The following is a 13,954-nucleotide window of genomic DNA, read 5'->3' as shown; positions in this document are numbered from 1 at the left end:
TTATTCCCGCTGAGGCGATAGTTAAGCCTGCCGGATTTCCAGAAAACTGAAACTTTCTGGGAAATGAATCGTTAGTACTGAAGAAAGCAAAACGGAAAGAAGGTGGCTCATATGAGCAATGAGAAAATTGTTGAGATTCGCAAGCTCTCAAAGACGATCGGCAAAAAGCAGATCATTAAAAACTTGAACTTGGATCTCCATAAAGGGGAGATTACCGGGTTTCTCGGGCCGAACGGGGCAGGCAAAACGACGACGATCCGGATGATGGTCGGATTGATGAAGCCGACGCAAGGCGATATCCTGATCGGCGGCAAATCGATCCGCACCGATTTCGAGGGAAGCATCGAAAAAGTCGGCGTCATTGTCGAAAATCCGGAGATGTACAAATTTATGTCCGGCTACAAAAATTTGGTGCATTTTGCGCGTATGCATAAGGGCGTGACAAAAGCCCGCATCGACGAAGTGATCCAGCAAGTCGGCATGCAAAACCGCATCAAGGAAAAAGTGGGTTCGTATTCACTCGGCATGCGCCAACGCCTTGGCCTTGCACAAGCACTCCTCAACAATCCGGAGTTTTTGATTTTGGATGAACCGACAAACGGCCTGGATCCTGCTGGCATTCGAGAATTCCGCATGTATTTGCGCAAAGTGGCACGTGAGAACGATGTCGCTATTTTCGTCTCCAGCCATCTATTGTCGGAGATCGAATTATTGTGCGACCGCATCGCCATTATCCAAAATGGCGAATTGATCGACATCAAAAACGTCAACGAGCACCAGCAATCCCGCTATTACATAGAAGCCAAGCCTGCTGACCAGGCGAAACAAGTGCTCGAAGAGATCGGCTTCACTGTGCACCCGCATGAAAACGGCTATCTGATTGATACAGAACCGGAGCATGTCCCGGGCGCCATCAAGCTGCTCACTGCTGCAGGCGTTGATTTGTACGCTGTCCAGCCACACCGCACGACCTTAGAAGATCAATTCCTTGAAATGACTGGAGGCGGCGAAATTGCTCAAGCTCATACAAAATGAATGGATGAAATTATGGAGTAAAAAAGCGACATGGATCATGGCTATCCTGCTGATCGTCATCTTATTGGCAAATGCCGGCATCACTAAATGGATTGAATCCACCGCTCCTGCACCAGAGATGGAGTGGCAAGAAATGGAAATGATGAACTTGGCTTCAGCAGAGGATCAATTGCAAAATCCGGACATCGGCCCTGCCCAACAAGATTATTACGAAGGCCAGGCTGCCATTGCAGAATATCGATTGGCCAATGATGCTGCACCATTTAAAGTCGAAAGCCTGCAGCAGCAAGTGCTCGATAGCCATATGATGCTGTCGCTCGTGACGCTGTTCACGGTCATCGTTGGGGCAGGAATCGTTGCTTCCGAGTTTTCACAAGGAACAATCAAGATGTTGTTGACGCGCCCGGTTAAAAGGTGGAAAATACTGACGTCCAAATACATTACTACGATGTTGTTCGCATTATTATTTGCCTCCTTACTTTCGTATCGATCGCTTTATTCAGCTGGATTTTCTTTGGAGTTGGAGACGGCGCATTCCTGGTATGGAACGGATCGGAAGTCGTTGAAGGCTCTTACTGGGCTGAAGCATTGAAACTATCCGTGCTCAGCTTGGCGAGTACATGGATGATCGGGACGTTCGCATTTATGCTCGGGACGGTTTTCCGCTCCAGTTCGCTTGCGATCGGCGTATCAATTTTCCTTATGTTTGTCGGCGTGCAACTCGTCTTCTTGTTGCAGCGCTTTGAAATCGTCAAATATTATTTGTTCACGCATACCGATTTAACTCAATTCTATACAGGCTTCATGCCCATCCCAGATATCACGATGGCCATGTCGCTCATCGTTTTGACGGTCTATTTCCTGGTCTTTATGGTGATCAGTTATTGGACATTCTCAAAACGCGACGTTACTGCCTGATACACGCAAAAACCCCTTGAACGCTTTACGGTTCAAGGGGTTTTTTCGTTCAATATGCAATGCCGACGCGGCTTTTCAGGAAATCATCTGAATCCAATTGCTCGTAAGCGAACAATGCGGTATCGCCGGCTGTGATTTCTTTGCCGTCTTCCGGCAAGTAATTTTCTTCAAAACGGAAATAGCCTTTCGGTTCGCCATCCGGCAAATACGTTGGGCATACAATCGTCCAGTCCAAATCACTTTGTTCCAATGATTTATAGGCTTTTTCATGTTCTTCCGCCGCAAAGGTCAATTGGCGCTTCGAATCGCCGCCCTGATAGCGGAGCAGCCCCGGGCTCAAGCGGCTGTTCAAAATACCGGCGGTCCCGATGGTAATGATGCGCCGTATGCCTTCCGCTTCCATCGCTTTCACGATTAGCGGTGTCGCATCCGATAAGGTGGTCGTGCGGTCGGTGCCGATTGCGCTAATGACGGCATCCGCCCCTTCCAGCGTCTGGCGAATGTCCTCTTCATTGCGGACATTGCCAACAATCAAGTCCAGATTTGCATGGGGTTCAAGGTCCGCTCTCCGGACTAGTGCCTTCACTTCATGGCCATCGCGAAGCGCCATGTTCAAGACGTATCTGCCGACTCTTCCGGTTGCTCCAAATAACGCGATTTTCATTGCTTCTCAGCCTCCTCAATTATTCCAGGTTATTGATGAATGCACTTCTTATTTGAATAGATACCCGCGTTTGGCCAATACATCCTTCAAATCAGGGCGATGGGGCTTGTTCAAGAACGTCGCCATCTGTTCGCTCCATTTGGCGGTTTTTTGGTTGTTCGAGCGTGCGGCATAATAGGCCATGATCGTTTCGTCATATGCCGGCAAAATTTCTGCGTATTTCGCTTCGTCGTATTCATTTTCATGAAGCACGGCTTCTACAGGAAGCCGCGGCTTCACTTCATTGGCTTCGTTCGGCACGCCAACCGTTAAGCCATAGACCGGGAAAACGCCTTCGGGCAAACCAACAAGCTTGCTGATTTCTTCCATATTATTGCGCACTCCGCCGATATAGCAGATGCCATAGCCTTTGGATTCAGCGGCAAGTGCCAAGTTCTGCGCGAGCAAACCGACATCCGTGACCGCGACCAGCAAATTCTCCGCCTGGTCGAACACAATTTCTTCTCCTTGCAGTTTCGCAGCGTGCCCCAACCGGTTGTAGTCGGCGCACATTAAGAATACGGCTCCTGCCCCCTCCATCTGTTTCGGGTTTTTGGACAGCTCGCCGAGGCGTTTGCGCTTGTCTTCATCTGTCACCCAAACGATGGAATAAGCTTGCACGAAGTGGGACGTTGCCGCATATTGAGCCGCTTCGACCAATTCATGGACTTGCGCGCGCGTCAATGGCTGGTCTTTATAGTCGCGGACCGATGCGTGTGATTTCATTAATTCAATGACCATTATGTATCCCTCCAAAAAATCTGTTTCTCTTATCGTACCAAAAACTCCTGCCGGATACTTGCTTAAGGATTTTTGCTACAATCAAGTTACGAGGTGAAATCACTTGAAAACATTCCGCACCGTCTTTTCATTGCTGTTCTTGCTTATCCTCGGTGCATTTTTGTTCATTTGGATCGAACGGGAAATCGAAGAGCGCAACGAACGCGCTGAACGGCCGCTCCCGACCGGCCTGCACCCTATTGTCGAATCTAAACGCGACCAGCTGATCGCGCAGGCTGATGAAATCGGCATCGACATCCTCATCACCGACGGTTTCCGTTCCGTCGAAGAGCAAAACGAGATCCATGCCCAAGGCCGCTCGCGGAGCGGGAACGTCGTCACTTATGCAGAAGGTGGCGAGTCCTATCATAATTACGGACTGGCCATCGATTTCGCGCTGCGCCTGCCTGATGGCTCCGTCGTTTGGGACATCCAGCGAGACGGCAATGAAAACGGCCGTCCTGATTGGTTTGAAGTAGCGGATATCGCCAAAGAGCTCGGCTTCGAATGGGGCGGCGATTGGATGGGCTTCAAAGATTATCCCCATCTTCAAATGGATTTCGGCTTATCGATACGCCAGTTGCAGGATGGCTACCGCCCCGAAGATGTCATCTCCGATTAAGCACTATGCAGGCCTGTGAATCGATTGCTATCAAAAAGCACTAAGGAATTCTTAAAGGTCACGACTAAAGAACCGGAATTGGGGTAGTATCATTATATAGAGATAGAAACATATGCCAGTATCTTATTTCTGAAGGCCAGAAATGGAAAGAGGTTGCCTGTGAAACAATTCGCCATCGTCATTCCGGCTTATAAACCGGAAGAGCCATGCAAACTTATAATCGAAGAAGCGATATCAGCCGGCTTTTCACGGGTCATTGTTGTAAATGACGGCAGTGGCGCCGACTATGAAGGCTTTTTTGACGAGTTGGAAAAACTGCCACAAGTCACTTTATTGACCCATGCAGTCAATCAAGGAAAAGGGCGCGCGCTGAAAACCGTCTTCCATTACATCCTTAATGAACAATTGCCGATCGAAGCCATCATTACTGCCGACGCAGATGGTCAGCATCTGGTAGCGGATATGGTCAGAATCGCAGATGAACTTGAAGAATCGCCGAACCATGTCGTGCTAGGGGCTCGGGATTTTTCTCAACCCAATATCCCGTTCCGCAGCCGCTTCGGCAACCGGTTCACGCGTTTGTTGTTTCGCGTATCGACCGGCGCAGACTTAAGCGATACACAGACCGGCCTGCGCGGTATTCCCGTAAAATTTTTGCCAAGGCTTCTCGATGTGCTCGGCGAACGCTTTGAATATGAAATGAATATGCTCGCGGCGTTAAAAAAGAATTACATCCCGGTGTCGGAAGTGACCATTGAAACCGTTTATTTGGACGAGAATAAGTCGTCCCATTTCCACCCGCTCCGAGACTCTTACCATATTTACAAGATCTTTATATTCTACGGAATCTCAGGATTGGCTTCATTTGGACTCGATATCGCCTTGTTCTGGCTGTTCGTCCAGCTGTTGCGCGACGAGTCGCCGGAAACGTTCATCATCATCGCCACGGTAGCGGCGCGCATCCTGTCTTCCTTGTTCAATTACTATATCAACCGCAATAAAGTCTTTAAGCAGGGCTCCAGGCGATCTTTGCTGCGCTATTATATATTGGCTGCTTTCATCATGGGCGCTTCTGCCGCTTCTGTGCAATTCCTGTATGCAGAATGGCTCGGCCGCGGAGAAGTAATCTTGAAAGTGATGGTCGATACGGTGCTGTTCATCTTCGGTTTCGTGGCCCAGCGCGCTTGGGTTTTCCGAAAAGAATAAAGACCGCCACACCCATTTGGCGAACATAGAAAAAGAGCGGAAGCCCGGGCTTCCGCTCTTTTTTCAATGCTCCGGACGTTTAGTTTCGACCGGGTCGGTGCGCCATACTTCACCGTCTTTATATGTCATGCCTTCTGGATAGCGCAAGTCCAGAACTTCTTCCTGCGTTTCTTTCGATGGCGGCTTCGTCGCTAGTGAAACGATGATGATCGTCAGGATCGCCGCCGTGGCCCCGAAGACCCCTGCGCCTGTATCGATAATGCCGAGAATCGTAAAGCCGCCGAATTTAGCCGCAAAAATATACGTCAAGGTGACCGTCAAACCGACCAGCATGCCGGCGATGACCCCTGGCCCGTTTGCCCGTCTCCACCATACCCCGAGAATCAGCGCCGGGAAGAACGTTCCGGATGCAAGCGCAAATGCCCATGCCACGATCTGCGTGATTGCGCCAGGTGGATTCAGTGCCACGATGCCGGCTGCGACAGTCGCGATGATAATCGATGCGCGGCCAACGAGCAGACGTTGGCTCTCCGTCGCTTTTGGATTTATCGAACGATAATAGATGTCCTGGGACAAAGCAGCTGAAATCGCAATCATCAGCCCACCCGCTGTTGAAAGTGCCGCAGCCATCGCGCCTGCAGCCATCAAACCAATAACGAAGACACCGAGATTGGCGATTTCAGGCGTTGCCATGACCACGATGTCGTTGCTGATGACGATTTCTTCCCATTGCAGGATGCCATCGCCGTTTGTATCAGCTACCGACAATGAGCCGGTATTGACCCAAGATGTTGTCCAAGCGGGAAGGTCAGCTATTGAAGAGCCGGCTACTTGAGTCATCAGGATGAAACGTGAAAATGCCGCGTAAGCCGGTGCAGACAAGTACAGTAAACCGATGAATAATAACGCCCACGCGCCGCTCCAACGGGCTGCTTTCATTGTAGAAACCGTGTAGAACCGCACGATAACATGAGGCAACCCCGCTGTCCCGGCCATCAATGTAAACATGAGTGCAAGAAATTGCCATTTGGTCGCTTCCGTAAACGGCACGACGTATTCAGAGACGCCAAGCTGCTGATCGAGTTGCTGGAGTTCTCCGATAATTTGCCCGTAAGACAGCCATGGAATCGGGTTGCTCGTCAATTGCAGCGACATGAAAATAACAGGGATTAAATAGGCGATGATCAAGACCAGGTATTGCGCCACCTGCGTCCACGTAATCCCTTTCATTCCGCCAAGCGCCGAGTAGAAAGCGATCAAGACAACGCCAATGATCGTCCCGACAGCTGTCGGCACTTCCAAAAGCCGGCCGATGACGACGCCGGATCCCGAGAGCTGCCCGATCGAATATGTAAAACTGATAATGATGGTCGCAACGGCCGCGATCAAGCGCGCGGTGCTGCTGCTATAACGGTCGCCGATAAACTCCGGTACCGTGTAGCGCCCCGATTTCCGGAGCTGCGGCGCCAATAGGAAAGTCAAAAGCAAATACCCGCCTGTCCAGCCCATGATATAGGCAAGGCCGTCATATCCAAGCAACATGACCGTCCCGGCCATCCCGATGAACGACGCGGCGCTCATCCAGTCGGCGCCGATCGCCATCCCGTTGAACACGGCAGGAACATTGCGTCCCGCTACGTAAAAGTCGGATGTTTGCCTGGCCATATTGTAGACGGCGATGCCGATGTACAAGCCGAATGTTGCCAGGATCAATACAAGTGATACGAGAAATTGTGAATCCACTGCTTCTCCCCCTTGTCAATTATGCAATTTTATCCATCGCTCTTATTTAGTTGGAAGCGCTATGCTATTTCTTGTCTTCCAAGTCTTGGTCCAAACCAAATTTCTTGTCGATCCGGTCGTTGACGATGGCATTAACAAACAGCAGAATGATGAAGGTCAACACCGCCCCTTGCGCTCCCATGAAATAATGGAAAGGCATTCCATTGACGCTGAAGCCCGATAATTCCTCCGCGAACATGACGACCCCGAAAGATGCCGAAAACCCGATCAATAAATAGATGGTGACCAACGTGGTACGAGTCCGGAAATACGCATCTGCTTGTTTTTTATCGATCTTCCTCAAATTACCCACCCCTTTACCGATTTAGAAGCCGAATTCCTCTATTGCGAAGTTCACCCCCTCAACTGGAAAATGAAACGGACCGTATCCAGGAATGGGAGTGGTACCATAATGACTTTGACGAGCATGAATGCAAAAATCGATACAAATGGAAGGAAGAAATAGACCACCTTCCGCTTTCTTAACCCTGCTACTACAGACACGATGGTAATGAGGCTCAATGTAAGAACCCAGATCATCGACTCACTCCTTCTTTGAAAACGCTAACAAATACGTCTATGGACGGCCTATCATAAATGATGATTCGCCTTTCCCCCTACCTTTCCATTTTAAGGATAATAGATGATTTATTTTTCATTATTCTAAAAATTATGTTAATTGTCAATGCATTATTATAATAAGCTATAAATAAAATATCTTTTGAACTCAAAGCAATATGGGCTGGAATCTCAATGATGTATTGTTGCATCAAAAGAAATACCATAAAAAAAATAAGCCTGCATTCATGAAAGAATGCAGGCTTATTTTATTTATTCATTTGTCTGAAATGATTGATGCCAAGAAAATACCTGGCTTCATTCCTTCAATCAAAAACCTGTTTCAGCTCCGTTCGATCAGTCGAATGCTTTCATCAAATTGCCCATTTCAACTGCAGAGACCGCCGCTTCGTAGCCTTTGTTTCCGGCTTTCGTGCCAGCGCGTTCAATCGCCTGTTCAATCGTTTCTGTCGTCAATACGCCGAAAATGACCGGAACACCCGTCGACATGCCGGCTTGTGCAATGCCTTTCGCCGCTTCGCTGCAGACATAATCGTAATGCGTCGTCGAACCGCGGATCACGGTGCCGAGTGCGATAACCGCATCGTATTTTTTTGTTTCCGCCATTTTCTTCGCGACTAGCGGCAATTCAAATGCCCCCGGCACCCAGGCAGTGTCGATGTTTTCTTTGTTGACGCCATGACGCACCAAGCCGTCGACGGCGCCATCCAACAAGCGCGAGGTGATGAAATCATTGAACCTGCCTGTAACGATTGCTATTTTTAAATCCGATCCGATCAAATTTGCTTCGTAAACTGTTTCCATTATGAACACTCCTTAGTCGATTAGATGATGCATTCGTTGTTTTTTCGTTTTCATGTATTGCGTGTTGTCTTCAGTCGGCGGGATGACGAGCGCAAGCCGTTCTTCCACTTCGATGCCGTATTCGATAAGCGCATCTGTCTTGGCTGGATTGTTCGTCAGCAGCCTGACGCGCGACACGCCCAGATCTTTCAACATCAAAGCGCATAATGTATAATCGCGCATTTCCGCCGGGAAGCCCAGCTGTTCATTGGCTTCGACGGTATCCAAGCCCTGTTCTTGCAGTTCATACGCTTTCAGCTTGTTCAACAAGCCAATGCCCCGCCCTTCCTGGCGCATATAGAGGACGATTCCAGCTCCCGCTTGTTCGATCAGCTCGAGCGATTTCGTAAGCTGGGCGCCGCAATCGCAGCGGCGCGAGTGAAAAATATCGCCGGTCAAGCATTCTGAATGGATGCGTACGATCGGCGCTTCCACCGATTCCGGATTGCCTTTAACGATGGCGACATGCTCTTCTGTATCCAGGCGGTTGGAATAGCCCACCATGCGGAATTCACCGAAGTCCGTCGGCATGTGGACACTCGATTCCCGCTTGAGGAGCGGGTCTTTCTCTGCACGATAGGCATAGAGATCCTCGATCGTGATGATTTTGATATCGAACTGCTCCGCCAACTTTTCCAAGTCGGGCATGCGCGACATCGTACCGTCAAGATTCATGATTTCACAAATGACCGCTGCCGGTTCGCTGCCGCTAAGACGTGCCAAATCGACTGACGCTTCCGTGTGGCCTTGGCGCTGGAAAACGCCGCCCGATTTTGCGACAAGCGGGAAGACGTGCCCCGGCCGTTTGAAATCCTGCGGCACGGCTTTCGTATCGAGCATCTGCAAGATCGTGTCCGACCGTTCAAAGGCACTGATGCCCGTCTTGGCATCTTTATGGTCGATGCTGACGGTAAATGCCGTTTCGTGGTGATCGGTATTATGGCTGACCATTTGGTCGAGTTTCAGGCGCAAGGCGATATCCGGCGAGACCGGCGTGCAGATGAGCCCCCTGCCGTGCGTTGCCATGAAATTGATATTCTCAGGCGTCGCATGTTCTGCAAGACAGACAAAATCGCCTTCGTTCTCCCTCGATTCGTCATCTACCAGAATAATGACTTTTCCTGCCTGCAAATCCTTTACTGCTTCTTCAATTGTATTTAGCATCGGTTTTGCTCCTTTAAAATCCGTGGCGCCGCAAATAATCGGCGTTCATCGGTTGTTTTGGCGCATGCTCCATAAAACGCTGCACGTACTTCCCGAACATATCGGTTTCGAGATTGACCGAATCGCCCACTTTTTTGCTGCCCAAAGTCGTTTCTCCCGCTGTATGTGGGATGAGCGAAACGGTCAAATGATTTTCGCTGAGTTCAAAGATAGTTAAGCTGATGCCGTCAATCGCGACGGACCCTTTGACGATTGACTGCGCAAGCAATTCAGGAGGCGCCGCTATATCGATATACATGGCATTTTCCTGTGGGCGCTTGCGCAAGATCTTGCCGACCCCGTCGATGTGGCCCGCGACAAGATGCCCGCCGAAACGACCATTCGCCGCCATGGCACGTTCCAAATTGACGGCACTGGATGTGCCCAATGAAGAAAGGGTCGTGCCGTGGAATGTTTCCGGCATGACATCCACCGTGAAACGTCCGCTTGACAATGAAGTCACCGTCAGGCAGACACCCTCCACTGAGATGCTGTCGCCGATTTTCGTTTCTTCCAGGACAGCATTTGCTCGGATCGTCATTTCCATGCTCGAAGCGCCGCGCTTGATACCGGCGAGTTGTCCGGTTTCTTCAATAATGCCTGTAAACATTTGTGTCACTCCTTTAATGTGGAGATGATCTTCAGATCCGTTCCGAGGCGTTCCACCTTCTGCGTCTCCAAGCGAATGCCGTTTGACACGGAACTGGTTTGCAGATCACCGAATACGGAAACGGTTCCTTCGCCGCCGAGAATAATCGGTGCGATATACGTAGCAATTTCGTCTACTTGCCCGCTTTTCAAGAAAGCGGTATTGATTTTTTGGCCGCCTTCCACAAGGACTGATAACACCTTATGCTCGGCAAGCAATTCCAGTGCAGCGGCGATTTCCACATCCGGCGTATCCAGTTGCAAAATGCGTACATGGTCCGGAAATGCGCCGCGGCTGTCAATATCGGCTTGTGATCCGACGATAATCCAAGTAGGGGCATCAGGTACTTGAATAATGTGGCTCTCTTTCGGGAGGCGCAAATGGCGATCCAAGATGACGCGGATCGGCTGCCTCTGGGAGTCGGCAAACCGATTGGTCAAGCGGGGGTTATCAAGTGCAACCGTCTGTGCGCCAACGAGGATGGCGTCGTGCAGCAAACGCAGTTGGTGGACATCGCGCTGCACTTCAGGCCCCGTGATTTTCTCCGAACGGCCGCCGTCTACAGCGATTTTGCCGTCCAGCGTAATCGCGTGCTTCAATGTGACGAACGGCCGCTTTTTGCGGATAAAGGTGAAGAACATCCGGTTCAGCTCTGCAGCTTCCTGCTCGCAGACGCCGGTCTCTACAATAACCCCGGCGTTTTCAAGCTTTTTGATACCTTGGCCTGAAACGAGCGGGTTCGGGTCCAGTACAGCGACGACGACACGGCGAATGCCAGCTTGGATGATCGCGTCTGCGCAAGGGCCTGTCCGGCCATGATGGCTGCAAGGCTCCAGCGTCACATACAAATCCGCGCCTCGCGCTTCACTGCCTGCCATATTCAGCGCATGGATTTCTGCATGCGCCTGTCCCGCTTTTAGATGCGCGCCCATACCGATGATGCGGCCATCTTTGACGATCACCGACCCCACGAGCGGGTTGGGGGACGTCTGCCCAGCAGCTGATCGCGCCAGCTCCAGTGTTTGCTTCATGATTTGCTGGTCGTCCACTTGATCACACCTTTCAGAACAAAATAAAAACCCATTGTTTAGCCAATGGGTTCGAAGACAATAGGAAATAGAACTATAGATAACTCTATAATTTCCGTGTTCTTCCTTCTCCCATCCAGACTTTAACTGTCGGCTTTGGACTTGCACCAAATCCTGCCCCGAAAGGCTCACGGGCTTCGAATTGCTTCGTTACCGTCGATTGGGAATTTCACCCGACCCCGAAGGAATACTATTCAGTTGATCATCCACAGTATGCAAAAAAGGCCCCTTCCATAAAAGAAAGGGGCCTTGAAAGTGCATATCAAAGAAACCTAAGCGATTGCTAGTAGGCTGCTTGACTGTTCTTCTCCCATCCAGACTTTAACTGTCGGCTTTGGACTTGCACCAAATCCTGCCCCGAAAGGCTCACGGGCTTCGGATTGCTCCGTTACCGTCGATTGGGAATTTCACCCGACCCCGAAGAACGCTATAGATGATTATCTGTAAGTTTAGCGCAAGCTTCAGGGGCTGTCCAGAAAAGAATCTTCATTTTTTGCGTGCAGCCAACTCAATCCCTACAAACAGACTCGGTTTTCGACCAGTCACCACATCGGCCCGCGCTCGTCTGTCAATTCGATAAAGAATGGGTAAATGCCCATGATTACTAAAAAGGAAGCCAGGAATAAGGCAAGGGAAACAAACGGGTCAATGCCGAAAGCAACCGAAATGAACATGATGAGCGGAGCGGCAAAGACAAACAAGCTGGTCTTTTTCCGCGATTCCATGGAAACGTATTGCGCTTGCCGGCAAGCTGGGCAGGTCAAGCTATCCCCCAGTGTGAAAAGCCGACAGACAGTCTGCCCCCACGTCCACGTCGTTCCGCAATTTTGGCATTTCGGCATCGCCCTTCTCCCCTTCCTTGTACTATCTATACTTACGTACATAAGTAGGATAAGTTCCCAAAATCGCCCCATTACTTTAGGTTTTTGTACATTCTTTCTTCTTTGCCACACCATGAAAAAGCACTGCCCATTATGAGCAGTGCTAAATTTTCCTTATAGGTATTCTTTATCGATCTTCTTCGTGCTGCGCTCGGTATCGATCGGGCGCACCATGCTTTCAATCTGTTCGCGCTTCGGTTCCAAGAACGGCGGCAAAGAGAGTTTCTCCCCGAGTGTTTCATATGGCTCGTCGCCCATGAAGCCTGGGCCATCCGTTGCCCATTCGAACAACAACCCGGGTGCGACCCGTGCGTACAATGATTCAAAGAAGAAGCGGTCCACATAGCCGGAAGTCGAGAATCCTATCTCCTGCATATGGCCGATCCATTCATTCAACGCTTCGCGATCCGCCACACGGAAGGCGGCGTGATGCACCGTGCCGAAGCCTTGCTGGCCCGATGGCAATTCTGCATTATGTTCGACGATTACTTGCGCACCGTTGCCGCCTTCGCCCATCTCGAATAAATGAAGTTGCCCCTCGTTGGCAATCTCGCGCATATGCATTGCTTTTTCCAATACTTCCTTTAAGTAATCGAATTGGCCGATGCGGATATGGATCGGGCCAAGGCCGGTGATGGCAAATTCAAGCGGGACCGGCCCCTGCTGCCACGGCGTGCCGGCTTGTACGCCTTCGTTGTTCTCGTCCGATACGAGCATATATTGCTGGTCATCGAAGTCGGCGAACGACAAAGTTTTGACGCCGAATTGCTCGGTTATGGCCGTATGCTGCACTTCGTATTTGTCGAAACGTTTTTCCCAATAGCTAAGCGCTTCGTCCGTCGGCACACGGAAAGCCGTCTTGTAAATTTCGTTCGTGCCGTGAGTGCCTTTCGGGATTCCCGGAAAATCAAAGAAAGTCATATCCGTCCCGGCAGAGCCTTTATCGTCGGCGAAAAACAAGTGATAGGTTTGGATATCATCTTGGTTCACCGTTTTCTTGACCAATCTCATGCCCAATACATACGTAAAAAATTCATAGTTCTTCTCGGCGCTGCTCGTAATCGCCGTTACATGGTGGATCCCTTTCAATTCGTTCATGCATACCGCTCCTTGTCTTTTAATATTCTATCTTTCGGTTCCATACTGTCTTGTGCTTCGTAGCCGACTTTTTTCAGCTTCTCGATCAACTCTGCTACTTCCTCTTGCCCAAGCCCGGCAAACACTTTATCCATTTGCTGTTCATGTTCAGGGAAAATCCGCTTCATCAATTCCTGGCCATTGTCCGTCAAAAGGGCATAAGTCACGCGCCGGTCTTCTTTGCACGCTTCCCGTTCGACATAGCCTTTGTGCTCAAGTTTATCGACCACGTAGGTGATGCTGCTGCTTGCAATCAACACTCTCTTGCCAATTGCCTGTATCGGTTGCCGGCCTTGATGGTAGAGCAGTTCGAGCACCGAGAATTCGGTCGCGTTCAAGCCATATCCCGCAACGTCGCGTTTAATGGCGTCATGGACCGCATCCGCGGCGCGAATCAAAACCGTCACAGCTTTCAGGTTCTGGTTGGAGAACTCCATTTATTTCACCTCTTTATTTCGAATTAAAATATCTTTAATTAAAAGTAATTATAACAAGCAGCCGCTTATGGGTCAAGAGAACCGCTTCCAA

General features: G+C 50.1%; 17 protein-coding genes and 2 riboswitches. Of the genes, 5 read left to right on the top strand and 12 right to left on the bottom strand.

Annotation, left to right across the window (positions count from 1 at the left end; translation table 11 throughout):
- Positions 1-111: 111 nt before the first annotated feature.
- From G3255_RS02350 to G3255_RS20030, 3 genes are read left to right on the top strand one after another with little or no spacing between them, the layout of a single operon-like run.
- Positions 112-1,035, top strand: a complete 924-nt coding sequence (locus G3255_RS02350) for an ABC transporter ATP-binding protein (protein WP_211653121.1) — start codon at positions 112-114, stop codon at positions 1,033-1,035.
- On the top strand, positions 1,013-1,627 hold the full coding sequence (locus G3255_RS02345; RefSeq protein ID WP_249222048.1) for an ABC transporter permease: 615 nt from the start codon (positions 1,013-1,015) through the stop codon (positions 1,625-1,627). The genes G3255_RS02350 and G3255_RS02345 overlap by 23 nt, the downstream gene beginning before the upstream one ends.
- Entirely contained in the window at positions 1,525-1,953 is a 429-nt protein-coding gene (locus G3255_RS20030; protein ID WP_503423057.1) for a DUF2705 family protein, read from the top strand. The genes G3255_RS02345 and G3255_RS20030 overlap by 103 nt, the downstream gene beginning before the upstream one ends.
- A 49-nt stretch (positions 1,954-2,002) precedes the next feature.
- Here the strand turns inward: G3255_RS20030 and G3255_RS02340 are convergent, their stop codons facing one another.
- Both G3255_RS02340 and nfsA read right to left on the bottom strand, forming a co-directional pair.
- Positions 2,003-2,617: an NAD(P)-dependent oxidoreductase gene (locus G3255_RS02340; protein ID WP_211653120.1), complete on the bottom strand. Its 615-nt coding sequence runs from the start codon at positions 2,615-2,617 to the stop codon at positions 2,003-2,005.
- 48 nt (positions 2,618-2,665) lie between these two features.
- Positions 2,666-3,397 carry an oxygen-insensitive NADPH nitroreductase gene (gene nfsA / locus G3255_RS02335; RefSeq protein ID WP_211653119.1) on the bottom strand — a complete coding sequence of 244 codons (732 nt, stop codon included), beginning with the start codon at positions 3,395-3,397 and terminating at the stop codon, positions 2,666-2,668.
- A 103-nt stretch (positions 3,398-3,500) separates the two neighbouring features.
- On the opposite strand from nfsA, the gene G3255_RS02330 reads away from it, so the two are divergent.
- Together G3255_RS02330 and G3255_RS02325 are read left to right on the top strand one after the other, a co-directional pair.
- Positions 3,501-4,058 (top strand): M15 family metallopeptidase, encoded by a 558-nt coding sequence (locus G3255_RS02330; RefSeq protein WP_211653118.1) that lies wholly within the window; start codon positions 3,501-3,503, stop codon positions 4,056-4,058.
- A 159-nt stretch (positions 4,059-4,217) separates the two neighbouring features.
- Positions 4,218-5,264: a GtrA family protein gene (locus G3255_RS02325; protein ID WP_211653117.1), complete on the top strand. Its 1,047-nt coding sequence runs from the start codon at positions 4,218-4,220 to the stop codon at positions 5,262-5,264.
- Between the two features lie 63 nt (positions 5,265-5,327).
- Here the strand turns inward: G3255_RS02325 and G3255_RS02320 are convergent, their stop codons facing one another.
- The 10 genes from G3255_RS02320 to G3255_RS02275 all read right to left on the bottom strand — a co-directional run bounded on the left by G3255_RS02320 (position 5,328) and on the right by G3255_RS02275 (position 13,863).
- Positions 5,328-7,007, bottom strand: a complete 1,680-nt coding sequence (locus tag G3255_RS02320; protein WP_211653116.1) for a sodium:solute symporter family protein — start codon at positions 7,005-7,007, stop codon at positions 5,328-5,330.
- Positions 7,008-7,071: 64 nt separating this feature from the next.
- On the bottom strand, positions 7,072-7,350 hold the full coding sequence (locus tag G3255_RS02315; protein ID WP_058381882.1) for a DUF4212 domain-containing protein: 279 nt from the start codon (positions 7,348-7,350) through the stop codon (positions 7,072-7,074).
- Between the two features lie 50 nt (positions 7,351-7,400).
- Entirely contained in the window at positions 7,401-7,586 is a 186-nt protein-coding gene (locus tag G3255_RS02310; RefSeq protein ID WP_211653115.1) for a hypothetical protein, read from the bottom strand.
- Positions 7,587-7,961: 375 nt separating this feature from the next.
- Positions 7,962-8,429, bottom strand: a complete 468-nt coding sequence (gene ribH, locus G3255_RS02305) for a 6,7-dimethyl-8-ribityllumazine synthase (protein WP_058381884.1) — start codon at positions 8,427-8,429, stop codon at positions 7,962-7,964.
- 12 nt (positions 8,430-8,441) lie between these two features.
- Positions 8,442-9,632, bottom strand: coding sequence for a bifunctional 3,4-dihydroxy-2-butanone-4-phosphate synthase/GTP cyclohydrolase II (locus tag G3255_RS02300; RefSeq protein WP_211653114.1), 1,191 nt, complete (start codon positions 9,630-9,632; stop codon positions 8,442-8,444).
- A 13-nt stretch (positions 9,633-9,645) separates the two neighbouring features.
- Positions 9,646-10,281, bottom strand: a complete 636-nt coding sequence (gene ribE, locus G3255_RS02295) for a riboflavin synthase (protein WP_211653113.1) — start codon at positions 10,279-10,281, stop codon at positions 9,646-9,648.
- A 5-nt stretch (positions 10,282-10,286) separates the two neighbouring features.
- Positions 10,287-11,369, bottom strand: coding sequence for a bifunctional diaminohydroxyphosphoribosylaminopyrimidine deaminase/5-amino-6-(5-phosphoribosylamino)uracil reductase RibD (gene ribD / locus G3255_RS02290; protein WP_211653112.1), 1,083 nt, complete (start codon positions 11,367-11,369; stop codon positions 10,287-10,289).
- A 99-nt stretch (positions 11,370-11,468) separates the two neighbouring features.
- Positions 11,469-11,599: riboswitch (FMN riboswitch) on the bottom strand.
- Between the two features lie 107 nt (positions 11,600-11,706).
- Positions 11,707-11,837, bottom strand: a riboswitch (FMN riboswitch).
- Between the two features lie 113 nt (positions 11,838-11,950).
- On the bottom strand, positions 11,951-12,250 hold the full coding sequence (locus tag G3255_RS02285; RefSeq protein WP_211653111.1) for a TIGR04104 family putative zinc finger protein: 300 nt from the start codon (positions 12,248-12,250) through the stop codon (positions 11,951-11,953).
- 153 nt (positions 12,251-12,403) lie between these two features.
- Entirely contained in the window at positions 12,404-13,387 is a 984-nt protein-coding gene (locus G3255_RS02280) for a ring-cleaving dioxygenase (RefSeq protein ID WP_211653110.1), read from the bottom strand.
- Positions 13,384-13,863 carry a MarR family winged helix-turn-helix transcriptional regulator gene (locus G3255_RS02275; protein ID WP_211653109.1) on the bottom strand — a complete coding sequence of 160 codons (480 nt, stop codon included), beginning with the start codon at positions 13,861-13,863 and terminating at the stop codon, positions 13,384-13,386. The genes G3255_RS02280 and G3255_RS02275 overlap by 4 nt, the downstream gene beginning before the upstream one ends.
- Positions 13,864-13,954 lie beyond the last annotated feature (91 nt).

The organism is Planococcus sp. MSAK28401 (assembly GCF_018283455.1).
In the GTDB taxonomy this organism is placed as follows: Bacteria; Bacillota; Bacilli; order Bacillales_A; family Planococcaceae; genus Planococcus; species Planococcus alpniumensis.
Note: the sequence above shows the minus strand (reverse complement) of the source record. Positions and strands in the feature narration are given on the sequence as shown.

Excerpts from the sequence above, each read along its gene's own strand:
- G3255_RS02350 (WP_211653121.1), top strand. The coding sequence starts at position 112 with ATGAGCAATGAGAAAATTGTTGAGATTCGCAAGCTCTCAAAGACGATC.
- G3255_RS02340 (WP_211653120.1), bottom strand. The coding sequence starts at position 2,617 with ATGAAAATCGCGTTATTTGGAGCAACCGGAAGAGTCGGCAGATACGTC.
- nfsA (WP_211653119.1), bottom strand. The coding sequence starts at position 3,397 with ATGGTCATTGAATTAATGAAATCACACGCATCGGTCCGCGACTATAAA.
- G3255_RS02310 (WP_211653115.1), bottom strand. The coding sequence starts at position 7,586 with ATGATCTGGGTTCTTACATTGAGCCTCATTACCATCGTGTCTGTAGTA.
- ribH (WP_058381884.1), bottom strand. The coding sequence starts at position 8,429 with ATGGAAACAGTTTACGAAGCAAATTTGATCGGATCGGATTTAAAAATA.
- G3255_RS02300 (WP_211653114.1), bottom strand. The coding sequence starts at position 9,632 with ATGCTAAATACAATTGAAGAAGCAGTAAAGGATTTGCAGGCAGGAAAA.
- ribE (WP_211653113.1), bottom strand. The coding sequence starts at position 10,281 with ATGTTTACAGGCATTATTGAAGAAACCGGACAACTCGCCGGTATCAAG.
- G3255_RS02285 (WP_211653111.1), bottom strand. The coding sequence starts at position 12,250 with ATGCCGAAATGCCAAAATTGCGGAACGACGTGGACGTGGGGGCAGACT.
- G3255_RS02280 (WP_211653110.1), bottom strand. The coding sequence starts at position 13,387 with ATGAACGAATTGAAAGGGATCCACCATGTAACGGCGATTACGAGCAGC.
- G3255_RS02275 (WP_211653109.1), bottom strand. The coding sequence starts at position 13,863 with ATGGAGTTCTCCAACCAGAACCTGAAAGCTGTGACGGTTTTGATTCGC.